At 66.8% G+C, this 24,079-nt stretch carries 11 protein-coding genes; 9 read left to right on the top strand and 2 right to left on the bottom strand.

The window, feature by feature from the left end; genetic code table 11:
- The first annotated feature begins 5 nt into the window (after positions 1-5).
- From ACH4S7_RS32015 to ACH4S7_RS31980, 8 genes are all read left to right on the top strand, one after another.
- Positions 6-6,572 carry a type I polyketide synthase gene (locus ACH4S7_RS32015; RefSeq protein WP_398524863.1) on the top strand — a complete coding sequence of 2,189 codons (6,567 nt, stop codon included), beginning with the start codon at positions 6-8 and terminating at the stop codon, positions 6,570-6,572.
- 1 nt (position 6,573) lies between these two features.
- Complete coding sequence (locus ACH4S7_RS32010) at positions 6,574-9,696, top strand: type I polyketide synthase (protein WP_398524862.1); 3,123 nt, start codon at positions 6,574-6,576, stop codon at positions 9,694-9,696.
- 179 nt (positions 9,697-9,875) lie between these two features.
- Positions 9,876-13,124, top strand: coding sequence for an amino acid adenylation domain-containing protein (locus tag ACH4S7_RS32005; RefSeq protein ID WP_398524861.1), 3,249 nt, complete (start codon positions 9,876-9,878; stop codon positions 13,122-13,124).
- A 260-nt stretch (positions 13,125-13,384) separates the two neighbouring features.
- The gene (locus tag ACH4S7_RS32000) at positions 13,385-14,731 is read left to right on the top strand and encodes a lysine N(6)-hydroxylase/L-ornithine N(5)-oxygenase family protein (protein WP_398524860.1); all 1,347 of its coding nucleotides are present in this window, start codon (positions 13,385-13,387) and stop codon (positions 14,729-14,731) included.
- A 76-nt stretch (positions 14,732-14,807) separates the two neighbouring features.
- Positions 14,808-15,578 (top strand): thioesterase II family protein, encoded by a 771-nt coding sequence (locus tag ACH4S7_RS31995; RefSeq protein WP_398524859.1) that lies wholly within the window; start codon positions 14,808-14,810, stop codon positions 15,576-15,578.
- A 323-nt stretch (positions 15,579-15,901) separates the two neighbouring features.
- On the top strand, positions 15,902-17,521 hold the full coding sequence (locus ACH4S7_RS31990; protein WP_398524858.1) for an AMP-binding protein: 1,620 nt from the start codon (positions 15,902-15,904) through the stop codon (positions 17,519-17,521).
- 144 nt (positions 17,522-17,665) lie between these two features.
- Entirely contained in the window at positions 17,666-17,941 is a 276-nt protein-coding gene (locus tag ACH4S7_RS31985; RefSeq protein WP_398524857.1) for a phosphopantetheine-binding protein, read from the top strand.
- A 176-nt stretch (positions 17,942-18,117) separates the two neighbouring features.
- Complete coding sequence (locus tag ACH4S7_RS31980) at positions 18,118-20,040, top strand: B12-binding domain-containing radical SAM protein (protein WP_398524856.1); 1,923 nt, start codon at positions 18,118-18,120, stop codon at positions 20,038-20,040.
- A 212-nt stretch (positions 20,041-20,252) separates the two neighbouring features.
- Here ACH4S7_RS31980 and ACH4S7_RS31975 read toward each other — a convergent pair whose 3' ends face one another.
- On the bottom strand, positions 20,253-21,347 hold the full coding sequence (locus ACH4S7_RS31975) for a transposase (RefSeq protein ID WP_398524894.1): 1,095 nt from the start codon (positions 21,345-21,347) through the stop codon (positions 20,253-20,255).
- 1,030 nt (positions 21,348-22,377) lie between these two features.
- On the opposite strand from ACH4S7_RS31975, the gene ACH4S7_RS31970 reads away from it, so the two are divergent.
- On the top strand, positions 22,378-23,064 hold the full coding sequence (locus tag ACH4S7_RS31970; RefSeq protein WP_398524855.1) for an LmbU family transcriptional regulator: 687 nt from the start codon (positions 22,378-22,380) through the stop codon (positions 23,062-23,064).
- A 119-nt stretch (positions 23,065-23,183) separates the two neighbouring features.
- On the opposite strand, the gene ACH4S7_RS31965 is transcribed toward ACH4S7_RS31970, so the two are convergent.
- Entirely contained in the window at positions 23,184-23,828 is a 645-nt protein-coding gene (locus ACH4S7_RS31965; protein ID WP_398524854.1) for an FMN-binding negative transcriptional regulator, read from the bottom strand.
- Between the last annotated feature and the right edge of the window lie 251 nt (positions 23,829-24,079).

Here is a 24,079-nt window from a genome sequence, read left to right as displayed (position 1 = left end):
GAGCGATGACCAACGACAACAACGCCGATGTTCTCGACTATCTCAAACGGACCTCGATCGAGCTGATCGCAACACGTCAGCGCCTGGAGCAGCTGACGGAGGCCGCTGCCGAGCCCATCGCGGTCGTGGGTGTCGCCTGTCGATTCCCTGGTGGGGTGGCGTCCCCCGAGGCGTTGTGGGACCTGGTGCGGACGGGCCGGGACGTGGTGTCAGGCTTCCCGGAGGACCGTAACTGGGACCTGGACGGTCTGTATGACCCTGATCCGGACCGGCCGAACACCTGCTACACGCGCTCAGGCGGGTTCCTGTACGACGCGGGTGATTTCGACGCCGAGTTCTTCGGGATCAACCCGCGCGAGGCGCTGGCAGCCGACCCGCAGCAGCGGTTGCTCCTTGAGTCGTCGTGGGAGGCCCTGGAACGAGCTGATATCGACCCATGGACTCTGCGCGGCAGCAACACGGGCGTCTTCGCCGGTCTGGCGTACTTCGGGTACGGGAACCACGTCTTCACCCCCGAGATCATCTCGGGCTACGGTCAGACTGGCTCTCTGCTCAGCGTGGCGTCCGGGCGCGTGGCGTACACGCTGGGTCTGGAGGGCCCGGCGGTGTCGACCGACACCGCGTGCTCGTCGTCGCTGGTGGCGGTGCACCAGGCGGTGCAGTCGCTGCGGCAGGGCGAGTGCGGGCTCGCGCTGGCCGGGGGCGTCACCGTCATGGCGACAACCCAGGTGTTCCGGGAGATGTCGCGGCTGCGGGGCCTGGCGGTGGACGGCCGGTGCAAGGCGTTTGCCGATGCGGCCGACGGCGCGGGCTTCTCCGAGGGCGTCGGGGTCCTGGTCCTTGAACGGTTGTCGGACGCGAGGCGCCACGGGCGTCGGATCTGGGCGTTGGTCCGGGGCTCGGCGATCAACCAGGACGGCGCGTCCAACGGGTTGACGGCGCCGAACGGGCCGGCACAGCAGCGGGTCATCCGAGCGGCGTTGACGAATGCCCGGGTGCGGGCGAGCGATGTGGATGTGGTGGAGGCCCACGGGACCGGTACGACACTGGGCGATCCGATCGAGGCACAGGCGGTGCTGGCCACCTACGGGCAGGACCGGGATCCCGATCGGCCGCTGTGGCTTGGGGCGTTGAAGTCGAACATCGGCCACGCGCAGGCGGCAGCCGGCGTCGGCGGGATGATCAAGATGATCATGGCGATGCGCCACCGGATGATGCCCAGGACGCTGCATGTGGATCGCCCGGCGAGGCATGTGAACTGGTCGGCCGGGGCGGTGGAGCTGCTGGTGGGGGCCATGAAGTGGCCGAGCACTCCGGGACGCCCCCGGCGGGCGGGCGTGTCCGCCTTCGGGGCCAGCGGTACCAACGCGCACCTGATCCTGGAAGAGGCACCTGCGGACGAGCCGGTGCCCGATGCCGTCGAGCACGTGCACGGCGGTGCGGGCGGATGGGTTCCGTGGGTCGTGTCGGCGCGGTCGGAGGAGGCGCTGCGGGCGCAGGCGGAGAGACTACGTGCGGCAGCCGTTGCCGATCCGGGGCTGGACGTCGCCGATGTCGGTTGGTCGTTGGTGTCGAGCCGGACGGGGTTCGAGCATCGCGCGGTGGTGCTGGGCCGCGGTCGGGACGAATTGCTGAACGGTCTGGCGTCGTTGGCCGACGGCGCGGAGTCAGCCGGGGTGGCGCGTGGTGTCGTCGGGGACATCGGTGGAACGGTCTTCATGTTCCCGGGGCAGGGATCGCAGTGGGTCGGCGTGGCAGGCCAGTTGTACGACGCCTTCCCCGTGTTCGCACGGAGCCTCGACGAGATCTGCGAACGCTTCGACACACATCTGCCCTACGGTCTGAAGCCCCTACTCCTCGCCGCAGAGCTCATGGAAGGCCAAGCCGGCCGAACGGACATCGCACAGCCGGCGCTGTTCGCCCTGCAGGTCAGCCTGTACCGGCTCCTGGTGCGTTACTGCGGGCGGCCGAACCATCTGATCGGTCACTCGGTCGGCGAGATCGCCGCCGCCCACGTGTCCGGAGCCATCGACCTGGACGGCGCGACCAGGCTCGTGGCCGCCCGGGGGCGGGTCATGCAGACGGTCACCGAGCGCGGCGCCATGCTCGCGCTGCGTGCCTCGGAAGACGACGTGAACGCTCTGCTCCGCCCGTACAGCCGCATCTGTATCGCCGCGGTCAACGGACCGGAATCGGTGGTGGTCTCGGGCAGACGCGACCAGGTCATCGAAGTCCGGGAACAACTCATCGCCGGCGGCGACGCGGCAAAACTGCTCGACGTCGATCATGCGTTCCACTCTCCGCTCATGGACCAGGTCGTGCAGGAGTTCGCGGGGTCGATCGAGCAGCTTCCCGCGGGCGAGATGTCGATCCCGGTCTTCTCGACCACGGCGGGCCGCGAGGTCACGCCGCAGGAGTTGACGTCCGTCGGGCACTGGGTGGACCACGCCCGCAAACCCGTTCGCTTCTACGCCGCGGTGGAATGCGCCCGTGCGGCCGGGGCGAACGTCTTCCTCGAAGTGGGACCGGGCTCGGCCCTCGCGAGCATCACCACCGAGGCATTCGCCCGTGTGGGCGTGGACGACGTGGTGGTCCTGTCGGCGTCGCGGCACCACCGCGGGGCGGTGGAGACGCTCGTCGGCGCGCTCGCTCAGTTGCACGTCCGGGGCGAAGCGGTGGACTGGGGTGCCCTGATCGGGTCGCGCCGGCGGGTGGACCTGCCGACGTACGCGTTCCAGCGGCAGCGGTACTGGCTGGACTTCCTTGGCGGGACGGGGACGGCGGACGTCGCCGCCGCCGGTCTTTCGGCTCCGGAGCACCCGTTGCTGGGCGCCATGGTGGACCACCCCGGCACCGACGAGGTGGTGTTCACCGCTCTGTGGTCCCTGCGGACCCACGACTGGCTGGCCGATCACGCCGTGTTCGGTGCGGTCGTCGTACCGGCGACGGCCTACCTGGATCTGGTGCTGTCGGTGGGCGACCTCGTCGGGTGTGCCGCGATTGAGGAACTCTCCCTGGAAACTCCCCTGATTCTTCCCGGCTCGGGCGGCGTGCGGGTGCGGATCGTCGTCGGTGCGGCGGACGAGACGGAGCGCCGCTCCCTGGACATATACGCATGTCCCGCGGTGGATGCCCCAACGGTCGGCGGCTGGACCCGACATGCGACGGGGAGCCTGACACCGAGCGCACCGCGGACGCCCGTGGGGACCGATGACACGCGATCACTCGCCGTGTGGCCACCGGCCGGGGCGACACAGCTCGACATCGACGGTCTGTACGAGTCCCTCGCGGACGCGGGCTTCGCCTACGGTCCGACTTTCCGCGGGTTGCGAGAAGTGTGGCAGCGCGATGACGACCTCTTCGCGACGGCGACGCTACCGATGGCCGCCGACGGCTCGGACGGCGGCGGGTTCGCCCTGCATCCGGCACTCATCGACTCCGTGCTCCACGCGGTGGTGGTCGGCGGTGTCATCGAGACCGATGGCGGACAGGGCTGGATGCCCTTCTCGTGGTCAGGGGTGGACCTGGTGGGGGAGTGTGGCTCGACCGTGAAGATCCGGGTCTCCCCGGTCGGCACCGGCACGGTGTCCGTGACGGTCGCCGACGAGCACGGACGCACGATCGCCCACATCGGCGCACTGACGTTCCGGCCGGCGAGCGCCGAGCAACTGCGCTCGATACCCGGCGGGCACGAGCAATCGCTGTTTGAACTGCAATGGCGACCGGTCCAGCAGAGTGGACGGGAAACCCACCGCGGGCAGTGGGGCATCCTCGGTGCGAAGAACGGCCTGGCCTCTCGGCTCTCCGAGGCAAACGCCGAGAGCGTCGTGTGGTACGAGTCCCTGGACGATGTGGTCTCGGGGGAGGCACCGCGGCACATCGTCCTCTGCCTCGATGACGTCGCCGCCGCTGAATCCGATGTGCTCGCCGTGGTCGGCGGCGCGGACACCCGCGTCCTCGACTGGGTCCAGCGGTTTCTCGCCGAGGAGCGGCTCGTTGGAACCACGCTGGTGGTTCTCACCCGCCTGGCCCTCGACACCGGTGGCGGGGAGAGCGTCGAAAGCCTTCCCGGCGCGTCCGTGTGGGGCCTGATCCGATCCGCTCAGACAGAGCACCCCGGCAGGTTCCGACTGGTGGACATCGACGACGAGGGAACATCCTGGGCACGCTTCCCGGAAACGCTCGCCATCGGTGAGGACCAACTGGCACTGCGGGGCGGCGCGCACCTCGCCCCCCATATGACGCCGACCCCACCCGCGCACCATCAGATCGAGCCGCCGCCCATCGGCGCCCACCGGCTGGGCATCCCGCGCAAGGGAACGCTGGAGAACCTGATCTGGGTCCCCTGCCCCGAGGTCGAAGAGCCCCTCACGAGCGGCCAGGTCCGCATCTCCGTACACGCCGCGGGGCTCAACTTCCGGGACGTCACGATCGCCCTGGGGTTGGTGGAGAGAACCGCCATCGATGCCGGGCTCGGCAGCGAGGGCGCCGGAACAGTGCTGGAGGTAGCGGATGACGTGACACGTCTCTCGCCGGGCGACCGGGTGGCGGGCATCTTCACCGGCGCCTTCGGCCGGGTGACCGTGGCGGATCACCGGCTGCTCATGCCCATCCCCGACGGTTGGAGCTACGCCGAGGCCGCGTCCGTGCCGGGCGCTTACCTCACCGCCTACTACGCGTTCTTCCACCTGAAGAAGGTTGCGAAGGGCCAACGGATCGTCATCCACGCCGCGGCGAGCGGTGTCGGGATGGCCGCAGTCCAACTGGCGCAACACGCCGGTGCCGAGGTGTACGGCACCGCGAGCCCGGCCAAGTGGGGCACCCTGCGCGCTCTGGGACTGGACGACGCGCACCTGGCGTCGTCGCGGGATCTGGAGTTCGCGGAGAAGTTCCTGGAAACCTCAGGCGGTCGCGGTGTGGACGTCGTCCTCAACTCCCTCGCGCACACGTTCGTCGACGCCTCGCTGAGGCTGCTCCCCGAGGGCGGGAGCTTCATCGAGATGGGGAAGACGGACATCCGCGATCCCCAGCAGGTGGCAGCCGATCACCGCGGAGTCGATTACCGGGCCTTCGACCTCTACGAGGCGGGCCCGGACGTGATCCACGAGATGTTCCAGGCCGTCATGGAGCTGTTCGCGGCCGGACGGGTGCGCCTGAACCCGATCGCCGTCTGGAACATCCGCGACGCGCGCAAGGCGTTCCGCCGGATGAGCCAGGGCCGTCACATCGGGAAAATGATCTTTGAGATGGGCGACGGCTTCGGTGGCGGGACCGTGCTGGTCACCGGCGGGACCGGCGGAGTGGGTTCGCTGGTGGCGCGGCACCTCGTCACCGAACACGGGGTACGGAGTCTGGTGCTGGCGAGCCGTCGAGGCATGGCGGCCGACGGGGCTCCCGAGCTGGTCGCTGAGCTGGCGGCGACGGGCGCGGTGGTCCGGGTTGTGGAATGCGATATCGCGGACCGGACCGCCGTGGCGGGCGTGCTCGCGGACATGCCCCCCGGGTACCCGCTGACGGCGGTGGTGCACGCTGCGGGTGCGTTGGCGGACGGCACCGTCGAGTCACTGACTGCGGAGGGCCTCGACCGGGTGCTGCGTGCCAAAGTCGGCGGGGCGGTCAACCTGCATGAGCTGACCAGGGAGGACAACCTGACGGCGTTCATCCTGTTCTCCGCCCTCGCGGGCACGCTCGGTACCGGGGGGCAGGCCAACTACGCCGCGGCGAACGGGTTTCTGGATGGTCTGGCGGCACAGCGCAGGGCCTCCGGCCTGGTCGGCACATCGCTGTGCTGGGGCTGGTGGGAGGAGCGCAGCGGTATGACCGCGGACCTGGACGAGGTCGACCTCGCGCGGGTCCGGAGACTGGGCGTCGTCGAGCTGCCCACCTCCCAGGCGCTGGCCCTGTTCGACTCAGCACGCGCGATCGACAAGCCGGTCCTCATCCCGGCTCGGATGGACGTCGGCGCGCTGCGGAACCAGAGCGGCGACGAGCTGCCGACCCTCCTACGGGACCTCGTCCACGGCAGCCGCCCACGTCGGAACCGGACGCGCACGACCAGGGGCAACGGCCCTCCCGCTCTGGCCGGCCTGTCGGCCGACGAGGCGGGGACGGCCGTACGGGACTGGGTCCGCGCGCAGGTCGCCACCGTGCTCGGACACGCCTCCGGTACAGCCGTCGAAGCGGACCAGACGTTCACCCAGCTCGGGTTCGACTCGCTGACCTCGGTCGAACTGTGCAACCGTCTGGCGTCGTCGACCGGGCTGCGCCTGCCGTCCACCCTCGTCTTCAGCTACCCGACACCGCGCGAGCTGGGCGAACACCTACTCGGCCAACTGCGTCCGGCACCGAGCGCAGGCCCGGCCGAGGACGGGGAGATCCGAGAAGTGCTACGGAACGTCCCGATCGACAGGCTGCGGAGCGCCGGCGTCCTGGACCTCGTCCTGGCCTGCGCCGACTCGCCCGGGCCGACCACCGACGCGCCGGACCTGGACGCGGTCACTGATGCGGACGACCTGGCGGCCATGAATCTGGAAGCACTGGTCGACCTGGCTCTGGACGAGAAGGGCACCTGAGATGAGCAACTCCACGGACCCCACGGTTGATGGTGCGAACCGGGTCGAGCGGGCGCTGCGCACGCTGATCGAAGAGCGCGACCGCCTCCGTCAGGAGAACGATGCCCTGAAAGCCGGCCGCGGCGAGCCGCTCGCCCTGGTGGCCATGGCGTGTCGCTACCCGGGAGGCGTGTCCTCGCCCGAGGACCTGTGGGACCTCCTCCGCGGCGGCGTGGACGCCGTGGACGAGTTCCCGGCGGACCGCGGGTGGCGGGACGTGTACGACCCGGATCCTGATGCTCTCGGCAGCTCGTACGTGCGTCATGGGGGGTTCCTGACGGACGTGGCCGACTTCGACGCGGACTTCTTCCGCATCAGTCCGCGTGAGGCGTTGGCGATCGATCCGCAGCAGCGCCTGCTGTTGGAGACCTCGTGGGAGGTCTTCGAACGGGCCGGCATCGTCCCAGCCGGGGTGCGTGGGGCCGACATCGGAGTCTTCGCCGGGGTGAGCTCCTCCGAGTACGGGTCGCGTTTCCTGGAGGGGAGCGGGAACGAGCTGGAGGGATACCTGATGCACGGCAGCGCGCTGAGCGTCGCCTCCGGCCGGGTGGCGTACGAGTTGGGGCTGACCGGGCCGGCGGTCTCAGTGGACACGGCGTGTTCGTCGTCACTGGTGGCCCTGCACCTGGCCGCGCAGTCACTCCGTTCGCGGGAGTGCTCGCTGGCGCTGGTGGGCGGAGTGTCGGTGATGTCGACGCCCGCGATCTTCGTGGAGTTCTCACGACAGAGCGGCCTGTCGGCCGACGGCCGGTGCAAGTCCTTCGCGGACTCCGCCGACGGGACCGGCTGGGCCGAAGGGGTGGGCTGGCTGCTGCTGGAGCGGTTGTCCGACGCCCGCCGCGACGGCCATCCCGTGCTGGCGGTCGTGCGCGGCTCCGCGGTGAACCAGGACGGCGCCAGTAACGGTCTGACCGCTCCCAACGGCCTCGCCCAGGAGAAGGTGATCCGGCAGGCACTGGCGAACGCGGGGATCGAGGCCCGGGAGGTGGACATGGTCGAGGCCCACGGCACCGGAACCGTGCTGGGGGACCCCATCGAGGCAGGCGCTCTGCTGGCGACCTACGGACAGGGCAGGGCCGGTGGCAGGCCGCTCTGGCTGGGCTCCATGAAGTCGAACATCGGCCACGCGCAGGCCGCAGCCGGGGTCGCCGGGGTCATCAAGGCGGTGATGGCCATGCGCCACGGGTTCCTGCCGAAGACCCTGCACGTGCAGGCTCCCTCACGGCACGTGGACTGGTCGTGCGGCGCGGTCGAACTGCTGGTGGAGGGGCGCGAGTGGACCAGGGCGGACGGTCCGCGGCGGGCCGGGGTGTCGTCGTTCGGAGTCAGCGGCACCAACGCGCATGTGATCCTGGAAGAGGCACCGCCGCCGGATCGGACGGACGAGCGCGGTCCGGGCCCGGCCGTCGCCGGTGGGCTGGTGCCGTGGGTGGTGTCCGCCAAGAACGCGGCGGCGTTGGAGCGACAGGCGGGCAAGCTGCGCGATTTCGCCGACGCCGAACCGCGTGCGGATGTCGCCGACGTCGGTTGGTCGTTGGTGTCCAGCCGGTCGCACTTCGACCACCGTGCGGTGGTGCTCGGCCGCGGCCGGGACGAATTGCGACGCGGACTGGCGTCGTTGAGCGACGGCAGCGAGTCCGCGGGGGTCGTGCACGGTGTCGCTGGGCGCCTCGGTGGCACGGTCTTCATGTTCCCCGGCCAGGGATCGCAATGGGTCGGTATGGGACGGCAGCTATCCGATGCCTTCCCCGTCTTCGCCCACAGTCTCGACCAGTGCGCGGCTGCGTTGGCCGAGTGGGTCGACTGGTCGCTGCTCGATGTGATGCGCGGTGTGGAGGGCGCACCCTCCCTGGACCAGGTGGATGTCGTTCAGCCGGCGCTGTTCTCGGTGATGGTCTCCATGGCCGCGCTATGGCGGTCCTGGGGCGTGGCACCGGCCGCCGTGGTGGGGCACAGCCAGGGCGAGATCGCCGCAGCCCACGCATGCGGTGCGCTGTCGCTGCGCGACGCCGCCAAAGTCGTGGCGCTCCGCAGCAAGGCTCTGGTGGATCTGATCGGGCACGGCGGGATGGCGTCGGTCGCGGAGTCCGCGGATTTCGTGGCGGCACGTCTGGCTCCGTGGCACGACCGGTTGAGTGTCGCCGTTGTCAACGGACCCCGCTCAGTGGTGGTGTCCGGGGAACCGGACGCACTGGACGAATTCGTTGAGAAAATGAAGACCGAAGGCGCTCAGGCTCGGAGAATATCGGTTGACTACGCTTCTCATTCGCACCAGGTGACCCGAGTTCGCGACCAAGTGATCGGGCCGCTGTCCGATGTGCGTCCGAAGACGTCGACGCTGCCCTTCTACTCGACGCTGCACGGCGAAACAATGGATACGGCGGAGCTGAACAGCGACTACTGGTACAACAATCTGCGTGAGAGGGTGCTCTTCGAAACCTCCGTCCGGCGATTGGCCGGCGACGGTTTCCGGGTGTTCATCGAGATGAGCCCGCACCCTGTTCTGACAGTCCCGGTACAGGAGATGGTCGACGAAGTGGACGACGCGGTGGTCCTGTCGTCGTCGCGACGGGACCGTCACGAGGTGGACGCAGTGCTCGGCTCGCTGGCGCAACTGCACGTCCGGGGCGGCGCCGTGGACTGGGGCGCCGTGTTCGGGGCGCGCCGGCGGGTGGATCTGCCGACGTACGCCTTCCAGCGGCGACGGTACTGGTTGAACTCCACACCCACAGCGGCGGTGGAAGCGGAGGTGCCGTCGACGGAGCTCCCCACAGACGATGATCAATTCGTTCCACTGTCGGACCGGATCGCGACTCTTCATGCCGGCGACGCGGAGCAACTCGTGCTGGAGCACATCCTGGAGAAGGTCGCCGTCGTGCTCGGACACTCCTCCAGTGAGACCATCGACCCCGACCAGGAGTTCAGGAACATCGGATTCGACTCGCTGCTGTCGGTGGAACTGAGCAAGCGACTGGCCGCGTCGACAGGAATCAAGCTGAGGGCGAATCTGGTGGTGCGGTGCCCGTCACCGAGACTGGTCGCCGGGCACATCATGTCCTCGATGGCTCCCCGCGTTCCACGGTGAGCCCGCCGTGTTCCGGGCGCCATTCTGCCCCGTAGGACCGTCCCGTCGACGGGACACCACGAGTTCTTCCGTGGCTTTGCCGGCCCCGGCACCCTCGTGTCTTGACCGGCCGATCCACACCTGTGAAGGTGGAATTGATCTACGAATTCCTTCGGTTCCCGGGCTTTTTCGCTGAGGAGATGATCCGTGTGCGTTCGCTCGGTGCGTCGTCCGCGCAAAAAGGGTTGTGGCTGGCGCAAAGAATGTCTCCCGAAACACTGAACCATGCGCTGTTCATGTGGGATGTGGACGGTGAGTTGGACGTGGCGGTCATGGAATCCGCATTCCGTCACGTACTGGGCGAGGCGGAAGTGCTGCGCGTCAACTTCATCGACGACGATGGCGAACTGCGTCTGGTGCCCAGGGAATGGGTGGACTGGCAGCCGTTCTTCATGGATTTCAGTGACGCGGCCGATCCCGAGCAGGCGGCCCGCGAGGCGCTGGCGGACACGGTGGGGCAGCCGTTCGATCTGGAGCGTGATCTGCTGCTCCGACTGGGCGTGGTCAAGCTCGCGACGGCCCGCTCGCTCGTGGTGGTCGCCTACCACCACCTCGTGTCGGACGGGTACGGCGCGGGCGGCCTGCTGTCCCGGCGCCTCGCCGAGGTCTACACGGCGTTGGCGACGGGCTCCCAGCCGGCGGACTTGCCGCACCCGTGGGATGCCGAGTCGTTCGCAGCCGAGGCGGCGGATTACCGCGCCTCCGAGACGTTCGCCGATGACACGGAGTTCTGGCGCACCTATCTGACGGACGCACCGGCGCCGGCCCAGGTGCCGCGTGTCGCCCTGTCGGAAGCGATGCGTGCCGCGCTCTCCGAACCGATGAGCGGCGCCGACCGCTGGTCGGAGCTGGCCGACTCCATCGGTGTGGTGAGCCGAACACTGACTGTTCCGCGTGCCGAGGCGGACGCGTGGACCGAGGCCGCGAAATCCATGGGCGTATGGATGTCGTCGCTCTTGGCCGCCGCGGCGGCGGTGTTCTTCCGGCACCGCTGCGATCGCCCGGAGTTCCTCCTCTCGCTGGCCGTGGCCAATCGGGGCGGAGTGGCGAGCAGGACGCCGGGTCTGGCGGTGAACGTGGTGCCGGTGCGGGTAGCTGTTCCGCTCCACGCGACCTTCACCGAGATTGCCGACGCGATCGTCGACGAGACGTATGAGATCTTTGGTCACACCGCCTGCCACTACTCGGACATCCAACGCGCCGGCGATACCGTCCTGAGCGGTCGCAGTAGTTTCGGTGTCGTTCTCAATGTCGTCGAGTTCGCGGAGCAACTCCACTTCGCCGGCCATGCGGCGCGCCACCTCGGCGCGACGACCGGAGCCTTCGACGAACTGTCGATCAGCGTCTACACCGACGGGAGCGCCGACAGTGACCTGCTCATCCGGCTCGACGCCCCCGCCGACCTCTCCTCCCGCGCGGAGTTGCGCTTTATCGGCGAGGAGCTGATCGCCTACACCCGTGCCGTGTTGGCCGACGGCTCGCGGCCGGTCGGCGCGCTGGACGTGGTCAGCGGTACCGAGCGGGACCGGGTGTTGACGGCGCCGAACACCACGGACGCTTCGATGTCGGGGTTGACGGTTCCGCACCTGTTCGCTCGCCAGGTGCAGCGGGCGCCCGATGCCGTCGCGGTGGTGATCGGGGACTCGGCGGTGTCGTACCGTCAGCTGGACGAGCGGTCGAGCCGTCTGGCCGAGGCGCTGCGACGTCGGCACGTCGGACCCGAGACGGTCGTGGCGGTGGCGATGCCCCGATCGGTGGACCTGGTCGTTGCCCTGCTGGGGGTGGTGAAGGCGGGCGGGGCCTACCTGCCGGTGGACCTGACGTTCCCGGCGGAGCGGGTGAGGTCGCTGGTCGGCGATGCTGCGGCGCGCGTCCTGCTCACCGACGCGGCGACAGCCGGAGCGCTCTCCGTCGCTCTGGATGTTCCCACAGTCCTGTTCGACGACGCCTGGTCGGAGGCCGGCGAAGATGACAGCGATCGTGCGCGGGAGGTTCCGGTCCCGTTGCACCAGGACAACCTGCTGGCCGTGATGTACGGCTCCGGACCGACCGGCGTGACCACGGGAGTCGCTGTGACGCACCGGAACATGCGGCAGTTCGTCATGGACCGTCATTGGCGCGAGGGTGACCACAGCACAGTGCTGTGGCATTCGCCGACCACGTCCGATGCGCTCGTCCTCGAACTGTGGGTGCCTCTGCTGAACGGCGGCCGGGTGGTCCTGGCTCCTCCAGGAGAGCTGGACATCGATGCGCTGACCGAGGTGCGAGCGGCCAACGAGATCTCCATGATGTGGCTGCCCCCGGGCCTCTTCTCGACCATCGCGGCAGAACGTCCCACGTCCGTAGCTGGGTTGCGTGAACTGTGGACCGGCGGTGGCGACCGTGTGTCCGCGGCGGCCGTGCGACGGATGCGGGAGGGGTGCCCCGAGCTGATGATCGTGGGCGGTCACGGTCCAACGGAGACGACCGTGTTCGCCGCGTTCCACCGCCTGGCCGCGGGCGCAGCGGTGTACCCCGCGGGCGCGGTCGGTCGACCGATGGACGACACCGCCCTCCTTGCCCTCGGACCGGGGTTGGCGCCGGTCCCCGTGGGTGTGGTCGGAGAGCTGTACGTGGCCGGGCCCGGCCTGGCACGTGGCTATCCCGGGCGCCCCGGACTGACCGCGGAGCGGTTCGTACCCTGCCCGTTCGGTCCGGTCGGCGGGCTGATGTACCGGACCGGGGACCGGGTGCGGTGGAACGCCGACGGCCGCCTCGATTACGTGGGCCGGGCCGACGCCCAGACGGAGATACGCGGTGTTCAGGTCGAGCCGGCGGAGATCGAAGAGGTGCTGTCCGAGCATCCCGGGCTGGCGCAGGCGGTGGTGGTCGCCCAGAAGGACGACTGCGGGCAGCAACGGCTGGTGGCCTATGTGGTCCCCGGCGGCGGACGCGACCGCGGGACCGTCCCTCCGGTTGAGGAACTGCGTCGATTCGGCGCAGAGCGATTGCCGGAGTCCATGGTGCCGTCGGTGTTCGTGGTGCTGGACCGTCTGCCGGTGACGGCCGGTGGGAGGGTGGACCGGGCGTCCCTGCCGGAGCCCACGGTCGATGGCGGGCAGTACCGGGCGCCGCGCAACCGCACCGAGCGGGTTCTGGCCGAGGCGTTCGCCGATGTGCTCGAACTGGACCGGGTGGGCACCGACGATGACTTCTTCGACCTCGGCGGCAACTCGATGCGGGCGATCAGGCTGGTCGGGATGATCCGGGCGGAGCTGAAAATCGAGGTGTCCATCCGCACGTTGTTCGCGACACGGACCATCACCGGTCTCACGGACAGATGGGAGGATCTCGCCCAGTCGAGCAGGCCGACTCTACGAAGGCGGACGAGGGACGGTGAAGCCCTCTGAGCTTCGGCGACAGAGGGGCGCAGGCCCTAAGGGCTGTCCCGTCGGCAGGACAGGAATGCACGGCCTCCACGGAAACACCGATACATCGGAATGTGCCGACTCAGTCCGGCGCACTTGAATGGTTCATCGAATCGGGTCTAAGTTGGCGGCGCGACCGATGAAAATGCCGGCCCGCCCAGACGCGGGTAATTCTTGGAGTGGGAGATTACCGGTCGGATGCGAGTACGGACTGTGCGGTCCTGCCAGCGGGAGAATTCTCTATGAGTAATCGTGAACCGGAGCTCTACGACGTCATCGGAATCGGGTTCGGACCATCCAACCTGTCGCTCGCCATCGCCCTGGAAGAATATGGGGCGCATGGTCTGGAGAATGAGATCAGCAGCCTTTTCTTCGAGCGTCAATCCTCGTTCGGCTGGCACCGCAACATGCTGCTGCCGTCGGCGACCATGCAGGTATCCTTTCTGAAGGACCTGGCCACCTTCCGCAATCCGACGTCGAGTTTCAGCTTCATCGCGTACCTGCACGCGTCGGGGCGGCTCCCGCAGTTCGTGAACAACCAGAACTTCTTCCCCACGCGTCAGGAGTTCCACCAGTACCTCGAGTGGGCGCAGGCGCGAGTGGCCGACCGCATCGTGTACGGCTCCGAAGTGAGATCGATCAGGCGGTCGCCGGGCGTCGTTCCGGAACAGTCGGACCGTCTGCTCCTGGAGGTGGCGGATGCCGCCGGCCGAGCCGGCCGCATCGTCGAGGCACGGAACGTGGTGATCTCGACGGGCCTGGTTCCGAGGATGCCCGAGGGAACCGAGCGTGACGAACGGGTGTGGCACAGCTCCGAGTTCCTGGAGAGGTACCGCCGGACGGACCGCGGTGAACTGCGTCGGGTGGCGGTGGCCGGAGCGGGCCAGAGCGCCGCTGAGATCACCAGATTCCTGTACGACGAGCTTCCGCATGCCCAGGTCTGTGCGGTCATCCCCTCCTACGGCTACTCCGTCGCGGACGACACCCCGTTCGCCAATCAGGTCTTCGACCTCAGAGCCGTGGACGACTACTACTTCGCTACCGAGCAGACGCGGGAGGCGTTCTGGCGGTACCACCGCAACACGAACTACTCGGTCGTCGACGACGAGGTGATCCGGGATCTGTACCGCAGGTCGTACGACGACGAGGTACGGGGGGTCAGCCGACTCCAGGTCCTCAACCTGACGAGGGTCACCGGCGTGAAGCGCGCCGGCGCCGAGACTCGTGTCTCCCTCCAAAAGGGCTTCGATGGCGAGGTACGCGAACTCGACTTCGACCTCCTCGTCTGTGCGACCGGCTACGACGCAATGGAACCCACGGACCTGCTGGGCGATCTCGACCGTCACTGCTTGCGCGACGAGGCGGGCCGGTACCGGATCGGGCGGGACTACCGCATCGTCACCACCCCCGAAATACGCTGCGGCATCTATCTTCAGGGCGGTACCGAACACACCCACGGCCTGACCTCCTCACTGCTGTCGAACATCGCGGTACGAAGCGGTGAGATCGTCGACTCGATCGTCGCCCGGCGCGCGGAGCTGAGCGGTGAGGGCACAGTCCTCGCCGAGGTCGGAGGCGATGTGAGGTGAACGCCCGCAGAGTCCGTGACGCCCGGTCTCGCCCATGGCACTGATGATTCCTTCCAGTGGGGAAAGGGAACCTTCGATGAGTAGTCCGGTGGAAGAGCGGTGGATACGCCGATACCGGGATGACGACGGGTGCGAAACGAAGCTCGTCTGCTTCCCCGCCGCCGGCGCTGGGGCGAGCGCGTACCGCACCTGGTCTTCGGGCCTGCCTTCGGACATTGGTGTGCTCGCCGTCCGGTACCCGGGTCGGGAGGACCGGTTCGGCGATCCGTTTCCGTCCCGGCTGGAGGCCCTTGCGGACGACATCGCCGACGCGCTCCGCGAGCTGACGCGGTATCGGCTGGTGCTGTTCGGTCACAGCATGGGGGCTTCGTTGGCGCACGAGGTGGCGCTGCGCCTCCAGGAATGGGGGACTCCGCCGGCCGCCCTGTGCGTCTCCGGTAGGCGGCCTACCCATGCGTTGGCCGGCCGGCAGTTGATCTCCGGCACGGACGAGGAGGTCATCGCGCATGTCGTGGGCTTCGACGCGAGCCGTGCCGAAGTCTTCGCCGACCTTGACCTGAGGGAGATCGTGCTCCCCGCGGTCCGCGCGGACTACCACCTGGTCGACGACTATTCCGGTGGCAGCCGACCCCCGCTCGACTGCCCGGTGTACGGCTACACCGGTGACAATGATTCTGAAGTGACGCCGGAGCAGATGCACGGCTGGGCAGAATTGACACGCGGCGCCTTCCGTCTCCTGGTGCTGCCCGGTGGGCATTTCTATCTCAGAGCCGAGGAGGCCACACTCCTGGCGGATTTGAATCACGTACTGGACGACATCAAGTCCCGTGCGAAGACCGTCTCGTAATGCTTCTCATGCGCTGAAACAACGTTCCGTTGCTGCGGGGAGTAGTTATATGTGTGCCCTCGCTCGCTGCGGCCTGAGGGGTGAAATGAATCGCGCTTTGGTCACCATCGGTGGGCACTCGTGGTAAGTTGACTTTCAATGTGTAGCTCGATCGAGGCTTCACTTATGGGTATCTGTAGGATGCCTCACGGTCGAACTGTCCTCCGTCGCTGACGAGGACCAGGAATACCCGGTGAATTACTTCTCTCCATTGCCGGAGTCGAATCCAGTAATGCCTCATTGGTGAACTCACCTGCTGAGCGTCCTTGGCCTAGGGATGGCAGATGGCAAGTAAATCGACAGCGCTGACCGTGCCCCGCCCGCACCCCTCCTTGTGGGGCGGGTCGGCAGATCCGCCGTGCCTGCTCACGGCGCTGGCCATGACTGCGGCGGCACGGCCGGGGGACATCGCGGTCCGCGATGAGGACCATGAGCTGACCTACCGCGACCTGGCCAGGTGGATCAGGAGCATCGCCGCGGTCTTGGTGGACTGTGGAATCCGCCGGGGCGATCGGGTGGCCATCACCGGTTCGCGAAGTGCCGCGATCGTGGCGGGGATGCTCGCCACGGTGTACACCGGTGCCACGTATGTGCCGCTGGACGCCGGCTACCCGGTGAAGCGCCTTGAGCACATGAAGACCGACAGCGCTGCCAAGCTGCTGCTGTTCGCCGGCCAGGAGCCCGCGTTCATGACCGGTGTGCAGTCCCTGCGCATACCGCCGGCACCGGGCCGGCCGGCTGCGAGCACGCGCAGTGCTGCGGCCATGCCGCAGCACTCGTGCCAACCGGACCTGCCCGTATACATCATCTACACCTCGGGGTCCACGGGCCTTCCCAAGGGGGTCGTGCTGCCCCACCGCTCCATCGACAACATGGCGGAATGGCAGCGGAGCCATTCGGTACGACCGGACCTCCGCACCGCCCAGTTCACACCGCTCAACTTCGATGTGTGGTTCCAGGAAGTCCTCGGCACGCTGTGCGGCGGGGGAACTCTGGTGATCATGCCCGAGCCGCTGCGCCGTGACCCGATCGCCCTGCTCGACTGGCTGGCGGACCAGCGCATCGAGCGCCTGTTCCTGCCGTACGTGGCGCTGAACATGCTCACCGTCGTTGCTGCCGCCGCTGATTCACTCGACGGTCTGGCCCTCCAAGAGGTGAACCTCGGCGGCGAGCAGCTCGTCTGTACCCCGGCCGTAAGGGATTTCTTCCGGCGCCTGCCGGGCTGCCGACTGAACATCCACTACGGCCAGAGCGAGTCCGCCATGGTCACCGCGTACACGCTGACCGGGCAGCCCGAAGACTGGCCGACGTTGCCGCCGATCGGACGCCCTCTGCCGGGCTGTGAGGTGATCGTTGATCCGGTCGACCAGGGCGAGCCGGCGACGGGGGAACTTCTGGTCACCGGCCTGCCTCTCTCGACCGGCTATCTCAACCAGCCTGGCCTCAACGCGGCGCGCTACATCCCACTGAACCTCACCCGGCACGGCCACAACCGGGCCTTCCGTACCGGAGACCTGGTGCGCGTCGAGGACGACGTCATCCACTACGTCAGCCGTGCCGACAACGAAGTGAAGATCCGCGGAGTCCGGGTGAATCCGCTGGAGGTGGACGCCTGTCTGCTGGAGCAGCCAGGCGTCACGGAAGCGGTATGCGTGCCGATCGAGATCACCGAGGGCTCCCGTCAGCTACGGGCCGCCGTCACGGTCGACGGAGAGGAAGTCGCCTTTGACGTCGACCGAGCGATGGCCGCCCTGACCGAGCTGCTGCCCGGGCCATCGGTGCCCGTCTCCATCACGGTCCTGCCGGAACTGCCCCGTACACCGAGCGGCAAGGCGGACCGCAAGGCGGTCGCCCAGACGCTTGCCGGTATGCACCTGCAAGGCCATGGACAGCCTGGCCGCTGATGCGGAGGAATAACGAAGTGCTCTCCCGTGCAGGCGGGTCGGCCAGGCGCTGCGGGCCGGCCGTCCGTGGTGCCGCACCGATGCGTTCTCGGCGGGTTCTCGTCGATCGTGCGAACAAAACGCCAGCGTAGACAGGGGTTTCACATGGAAGGTGACTACGAGACGCAGACGGAACATCGCCTCGCGATGATCTGGGCCGCTGTCCTCAAGCTTGACAAGGTCGGACGAGACCAGGACTTCTTCGGCCTCGGCGGGGACTCGATGCTGGCCACCAAGGTCGTGCTGGAGGCCCGCCGCGTCTGGGACATCGATTTCACGGTGCGCGTTCTCATCGACACTCCGGTCCTCGCTGACTTGGCCGCACGCATAGACCGGTGGGTCAGCAAGGACACCGGGGCACCTGCACCCGATCGGGCATGAATGCGCCCGGATTCCTGTGCTGCTGTCCCAAATCGGCTGTGCGGCGGCCGTTGCAGCCTTCATACCCAAGTACATCGACGAGATAGCGGCACAGGATTCGGGGCGGGAGGTCCAGAATGCTCTTTGAAAGCATCCCCATAAGGAATGGGAGCAGCGACCGAGAGCGTAAGAAGGTTGTGCTTGTCGAGATTCCTACCTACGAGAACATCCTGCCGCTTGCGTCTGGCTACATCCAGGCGTGCGCGCAGGAGGACGTCGCGGTGGGAGCGGCTCATACATTCGAAATAGTCTCCTACCCGATGACCGACGACCGGCACAAGATCCTGGAGGACCTGGCTGGGAAGCACGCAAGTATCTACACCTTCAGTTGCTACATCTGGAACATGAAGCTGGTCAGCTGGCTACTAAAGGAGCTACGGGAGCGGCAGCCCCACGCCCATTACCTGCTCGGCGGGCCGCAGGTCATGAATCATGCCGCAACGTATCTGGCGGATGAGCCGGAGAACGTCTATGTGTGCAACGGAGAGGGGGAGCGGACCGCCGTGGAGCTGCTCAGGCAGCTCAGCAACCTCAGGTCAGACCTGCGCCAGGTGCCCGGCCTCAGCTTCTGGGCCGGAGGTGAGCTCGTCACCACGGAACCCGCGCCGCGTATCAGCAATCTCATGGAAATCCCTTCGCCTTTCCTCACAGGCGTCTTCGATGGCCATGAGTTCAGTATGGGAATCCTGGAAACGAACCGTGGGTGTCCCTTCCGCTGCACCTTCTGCTACTGGGGAGCGGCCACTAACTCGAAGGTGATCAAGTTCGAGGAGGAGCGGATCAGGGCCGAGCTGGACTGGATCGCCGAGAACGGGCTCTCCGGGCTCTTCATCGCTGACGCGAACTGGGGGCAGTCACCCCGTGACGTGGCGATGACCGAGCACATCGTGGCGCGCAAGAAGGAAGTCGGCTATCCGCTGGTCGTCTACATGGCGGCCACCAAGAACCGGCCGGAGCGCATGGCGCAGATCACCGAGATTTTCGTACGCGGCGACCTCATGGTGACTCAGCCCATCTCGCTTCAGACGCTGAATCCTGAGTCGCTCAAGCTTGTCGAGCGGGCCAACATTCGCGAGGAGACTTTCGTTGAGCTGCAACGTACGCTCAGGGAAAAGCAGATCAGCTCCTATGTGGAACTGATCTGGCCCCTGCCGGGGGAGACCTTCGAATCGTTCAAAGACGGGTTGACGAAGCTATCCCGGTCCTACGCCGATACCGTCATCGTCTATCCGCAGCTTCTCCTGCACAACACGCCCATGTACAAGCAGGTGGAACTCTACGGCCTGACGACGGAGTCCGTACCGAGCGACGTGTCCGAGGCTGAGGTCGTAGTCGCAACGAACTGGGTGACGAAGGAGGAATGCCGCGATGCTTACTGGCTGTACAACGCAATGCACACCGTCTACAACATGCGCGGACTGTTCCTGCTCTCCGGCTATCTCGATGCGACCGGAGTCATCTCCTACGGCGATCTGTTCGCCAGCGTCGCGCGCTACTTCCAACAGCGCACAGGTTCTGAGGTGCTCCAGCTCATCACCGATTCATTGGCCAATCTGACCAACTACGACGTGCTCCTCAGCGGAAAGATCGGTCACATGATCCTCAGCACCCATCGTGAGGAATTCGACGCGGTGCTGGCCGACTACGTCACATCCCAGGACTGGTGGTCGGACCCCATGGCCCGGCAGGCGTTCGAGATGGACCTCATCGCACGGCCCTACATCTACCGCGAAGCGGTCAGTGTGCCGGACTACGAGTTCACGGAGATCACCGTGCACGGCCTGGGCGATGCCGAGACTTTCATCGTGGAGGTCTCCGCGGAGCTGGCCCAGCTACTGACGGAACGCGAGATGCTCGACGCCGACGTGCAGGGCGCCGAATCCGGACGGGTCATGGTGCGTGTCAACCATCATGCTCGGCAGAAGATGCCCTACATGCCGCAGCGGAGCCTTGAGCACAACGCCAACTACTGCCACGGAACCGTACTGCGCTTCCGGGAGATCCTCCCCTTCGTCGAAGTGCACTCACCCCACGCCGTGCAGGCACCGACCGCTGATTGACCTCCCTCGTGGTGACGTCGGCTGTTCCTGGCTGATGCACTCTGTCCTCGACATTCCAGCTCCGCGGGTTATCGAGACCGGCGATCCGTGCACCACGGGCTCCGTACGGGCGCAGGGCCGAGACGGGCGTGACGCCGTCCCGCGTCACGCCGACTGACGTCCAGCCCGCGGCGTACGAACACGCGACAGTCGAGATAGTCGCGCGCTGCTTCCTAGAGCAGCGGCTGTGCCGTGGTGCGGGACGGCGGCGCAGCGGGGAGCCCCTGCATGCGCCGGAAGGAGTATGCGGCGGAGACGAGGGCCATGTGGTGGTACCAGCCGGGGAACGAGCGTCCCTCGAAGTCCAATAGACCGAAGTCCTGCTCCATGGAACCGACCACAGCTTTCGTCCCGCTCTGTAGCGCCGCGATCGAGCTGACCTCCGCGACGGCGTGGTCAGCGAGGCTGGTGAGCCATAGTGTGCCCGGGGCGCGGTTGGGGCCCACTTCGGTGAAGAGCCGGTAGAGAGGGCCGGGGGAGCGCCCGTGGGAGCTGCCCGGCAGATGAACGAGGGACGCCTGGATGTGTGGGGTGTGTTGCTGTCTGTCCGTCAGGCGACTCACTGCCGTTGTCTCCTGGCTCTGCGTCAGGATCAGGTGCCTTGCGCTCACGGGTGTCGGGGGCCCCTCGCCGGCGTGCAGTACCGCCAGGTGCGGTGGCACCGCGATGACGAAGTCGCGTCGGCGCTTGGCGAGTCCGAGCAGTAGGTGTGCCATGTCGGGTTCATCGCTCATATCGACGAGGACGATGGAGGAAGCGCAGTTCGTGCGGGCCGACAGCCGATCGACGAGTCGAAGCGTTTGCGACCACAGCGGCCGGTGCTGCTCGCCGTCCGGTATGCGCGCCTCCCTGCGCCGATCGGGGTCCCGCGTCCAGGCCGCCGGCAAGTACAGGCACCAGTCGACGGGAACCTGAACGGTGCCCATGGACAGGAAGGAGCCCAGTCCCAGTTGGCAGTTGAGGGTACGGCCCGAGGACAGGTCGAAGTAGCGGTGGACACCCACCGAACGGTCACCGCGCTTAGGCAGGACAGCGCGACCGATGGACCAGACGGGGTCGGGTCGATGGTCCGCCACCCAGTGAGTGAGCTCCTTCATAACCTCGTCGAAGTTCCATGGGCTGAGACTGACAAACTGTCGCAGCGACTGCACGGTGGACGGATCGCGGGAGATCGTGGCGGCGAGTCGGCGCACGGACTTCTTGCCAGAGGTGACGAGCAGCCCTTTGAGATAGGCGTGTGCCCAGTTACGTTGATCGATTCGTCGCAGACTCTTGAAGATCGTTCTGCAGTACAGGTCCAGAGTTAATTCAGAACCGTTGACGTAAGTTGCGCCTCGGAAAGGCGATGACGTGTCCGATCGGACGGTATGCATGGCGCAATAACCCCCCGAGCGTCACTGGCGTTGGCGGGATTCTAGTCTGTGCTCCAGCGTCGGCGCCACGCTCTGACGTTGGCTAGTTCGTCTAGTGCTGCGAATGGGGCATCGGTACCGGGCGGAAATGCGGGGAACGATGGCCGGATTTCGCCCAACTGTAGCCTTCTTGACGGTCCGTCGCCGGAGTTGGCGGACCGTGTCGCATGCGGTGCCTGATGCCGGGCAGGCCACCCCGAGCGTTGCGCCGGGTCGTTGCCGGGATTCCCTGCTCCGCCCCCCGGGGGCTGCTCGCAGGTATGGGAAAGGTGCTGGTCAAACCGGATGGGGTAGGTGGTCAAGCGGTCCGAGGGCGATGGTGACTTCATGTCTCTGGGACCCGTGGTACGAAGGTGGAGGATCTGACGACGGCCCGTGGCTCTCCGCGGCGGATCTGGACCCTCGACAAGTCCTGGCGCCCGTGCCAGGAGCGCCTCTCGCGTTGGTGGCCAAGCTACGGCCTGCGAGGACACCGGGTGCGTGCGTCTCGGCGGGGGGCTGGCGGTGCCGCCCGGGCGGACTGAGATCTGCGGCAGCCACCCTAGGTGTCTGAACCTCTACATGCGTACCGAAATCAAGCCATTCAGTGTACTGGGCCGCTAAAGTTTCGTTAAACGATCGAACTCTGCAAAGTAGTGCTCGATGGTGTCGAGATTCTTGCCCTTACCATCGTTGTCGGGATCTACTCGGGAGCGCGGCGGTTGGTCATCTCAATCCTCACGGGAACCGTGCAAGGTCCCGTCCTTTCAGGTTGCCCGTAGCTATCTGCGGGTGGTGGTCACCGCTCTGGGCACGTTTGTGTGAACAACGGGGGTGAACGCTTTCTGCACTCGATAGGAAGCCACCGAACCCGACCAGCTTATCCGCGCGTTGCCACGGAGGCGTGATGGCGAATCAGGTCGAGGACTATAGAGACTCCAAGGCGCTCACATTCGGAGATACCAGAGAGACCGCGTCGAGGGCTCGGAGATCCGGCGGGGCGGAATCACGGCGCGATCAGGTACTCACCACGAAGGTGGGGCTGCACATACCCGAAGGACTCGCTTTCGAGGACTGGGAACGCGCCGGGCGTCAGCTCTCCGGGCTGTTGAATTCTTCGTCCTGGTGGCTCGGGGACTGGCTCATTTACGGTAAGGACCAATACGCCGACCGCTATGAGCGCGGCATCCGTGCGGCCGGCCTCCAATACCAGACGCTGCGCAACTACGCTTGGGTCGCCAGGCGGTTTGAGCTGCACCGGCGCCGGCCCGCGCTCAGCTTTCAGCACCACGCCGAGCTGGCGTCGCTCCCTGTCGACGAGCAGGAGGCATGGCTCGATCGTGCCGAGCGAATGAAGTGGAACACCAAGCGGCTGCGCAACGCTGTTCGTGCCGAGCGCGAGGACGCCTCACAGCAGCCGAGCGCTGTGGCGGCGACACATCGGCTCGCCGTGCCCGACAACCGGCTCCAGTGGTGGCACAAGGCAGCGGCCCATTCCGGCACCGAGTTGGGGGAGTGGGTGACGGCCACGCTCGACGCCGCCGCCAGCCAGGTGTTGAAGGAGTCTGACCGGCACCTGTCTCCTCTTGGCTGACCCGTCACCGGCCCGTACGACGGTCGCGTCGAGGCGAGCGGTGGTGCCCGTCCGGCGCGATGAGAGTGACGGGGCCCGTACACCAAGGGGGTACGGGCCCCGCGTCACGGGAAAGGCCGTCATGGCAGGCGGTTCATGAGATCCGCCGTCTGCGCGTGGCGCGTGCATCCGCGCCCTGCGAACGACTGCATCACCCGCTCTCGAACCTCGGGGCACTGTTCCTGGCTGAGTTTGAACATGCCCTCGGCCTTGGTTACTCGGACACGGAAAGCGCCCACGCCAGGCACTATCTTGCGGAAATAGTCGATGGATTCGCTCATGTCCCAGCCGTCGCCGACTTCCTTTTCGAGCACCTGCACCGTCGCCTGCACGACACCGAGCGTCTCCTCCGTCGACTCGATCTTCTCTACTATTCCGTGCACGTGCACCGAGGTGAAATTCCAGGTCGGGGAAGCCGGAGTAAGGTCGTAGACCGTGGGTGAGATGTAAGCGTGCGGACCTGTGAACGTCAGCAGGATGGCCGACCCGGTGTCCAGTGCCGCCCAGTGCGGATTGGCTCGGTTCATGTGGCCGAGCAAAGGCACATCGGTCAGGTCCGCAGCAGGTAGTCCCTCCCACCGAGGGTCAGTGATGACCGGAAGATGGGTGGCGAACGGTCCGTCAGCGGGTTTTCCGTTGCTTGCCATCAGCGCGAGAGGATTCCCACGCATCAGATCGACCATCCATGAAACATCCGGCGGCCGGTAGTGGCTGGGGACGAACATACGGCATTCACCTTTCATGGTGTGGCGAAAGAAAGAACTTTTCGGCGTCGAGGCCATGGGGCGCTGCGAGGATGCGGCGGATAATGGATGAAACCGTCGTGCTGTCCTGTCGACGAGACAGTCAGGTTCTCCAGCATGGCTCGCCATTGTCGCCGGCGCAATGAAGGAAGGAACCGTCACCATAAAACAGTTGCCGGATACGGAAAGAGAAATGATGGCCGCATGGATTCGAATTCGTGGTGAGTTTGCGC

The sequence above is a fragment of the Streptomyces sp. NPDC020965 genome, from assembly GCF_044333555.1.
Classification (GTDB): Bacteria; Actinomycetota; Actinomycetes; order Streptomycetales; family Streptomycetaceae; genus Streptomyces.
This window is presented reverse-complemented; position numbering and strand designations above follow the sequence as displayed.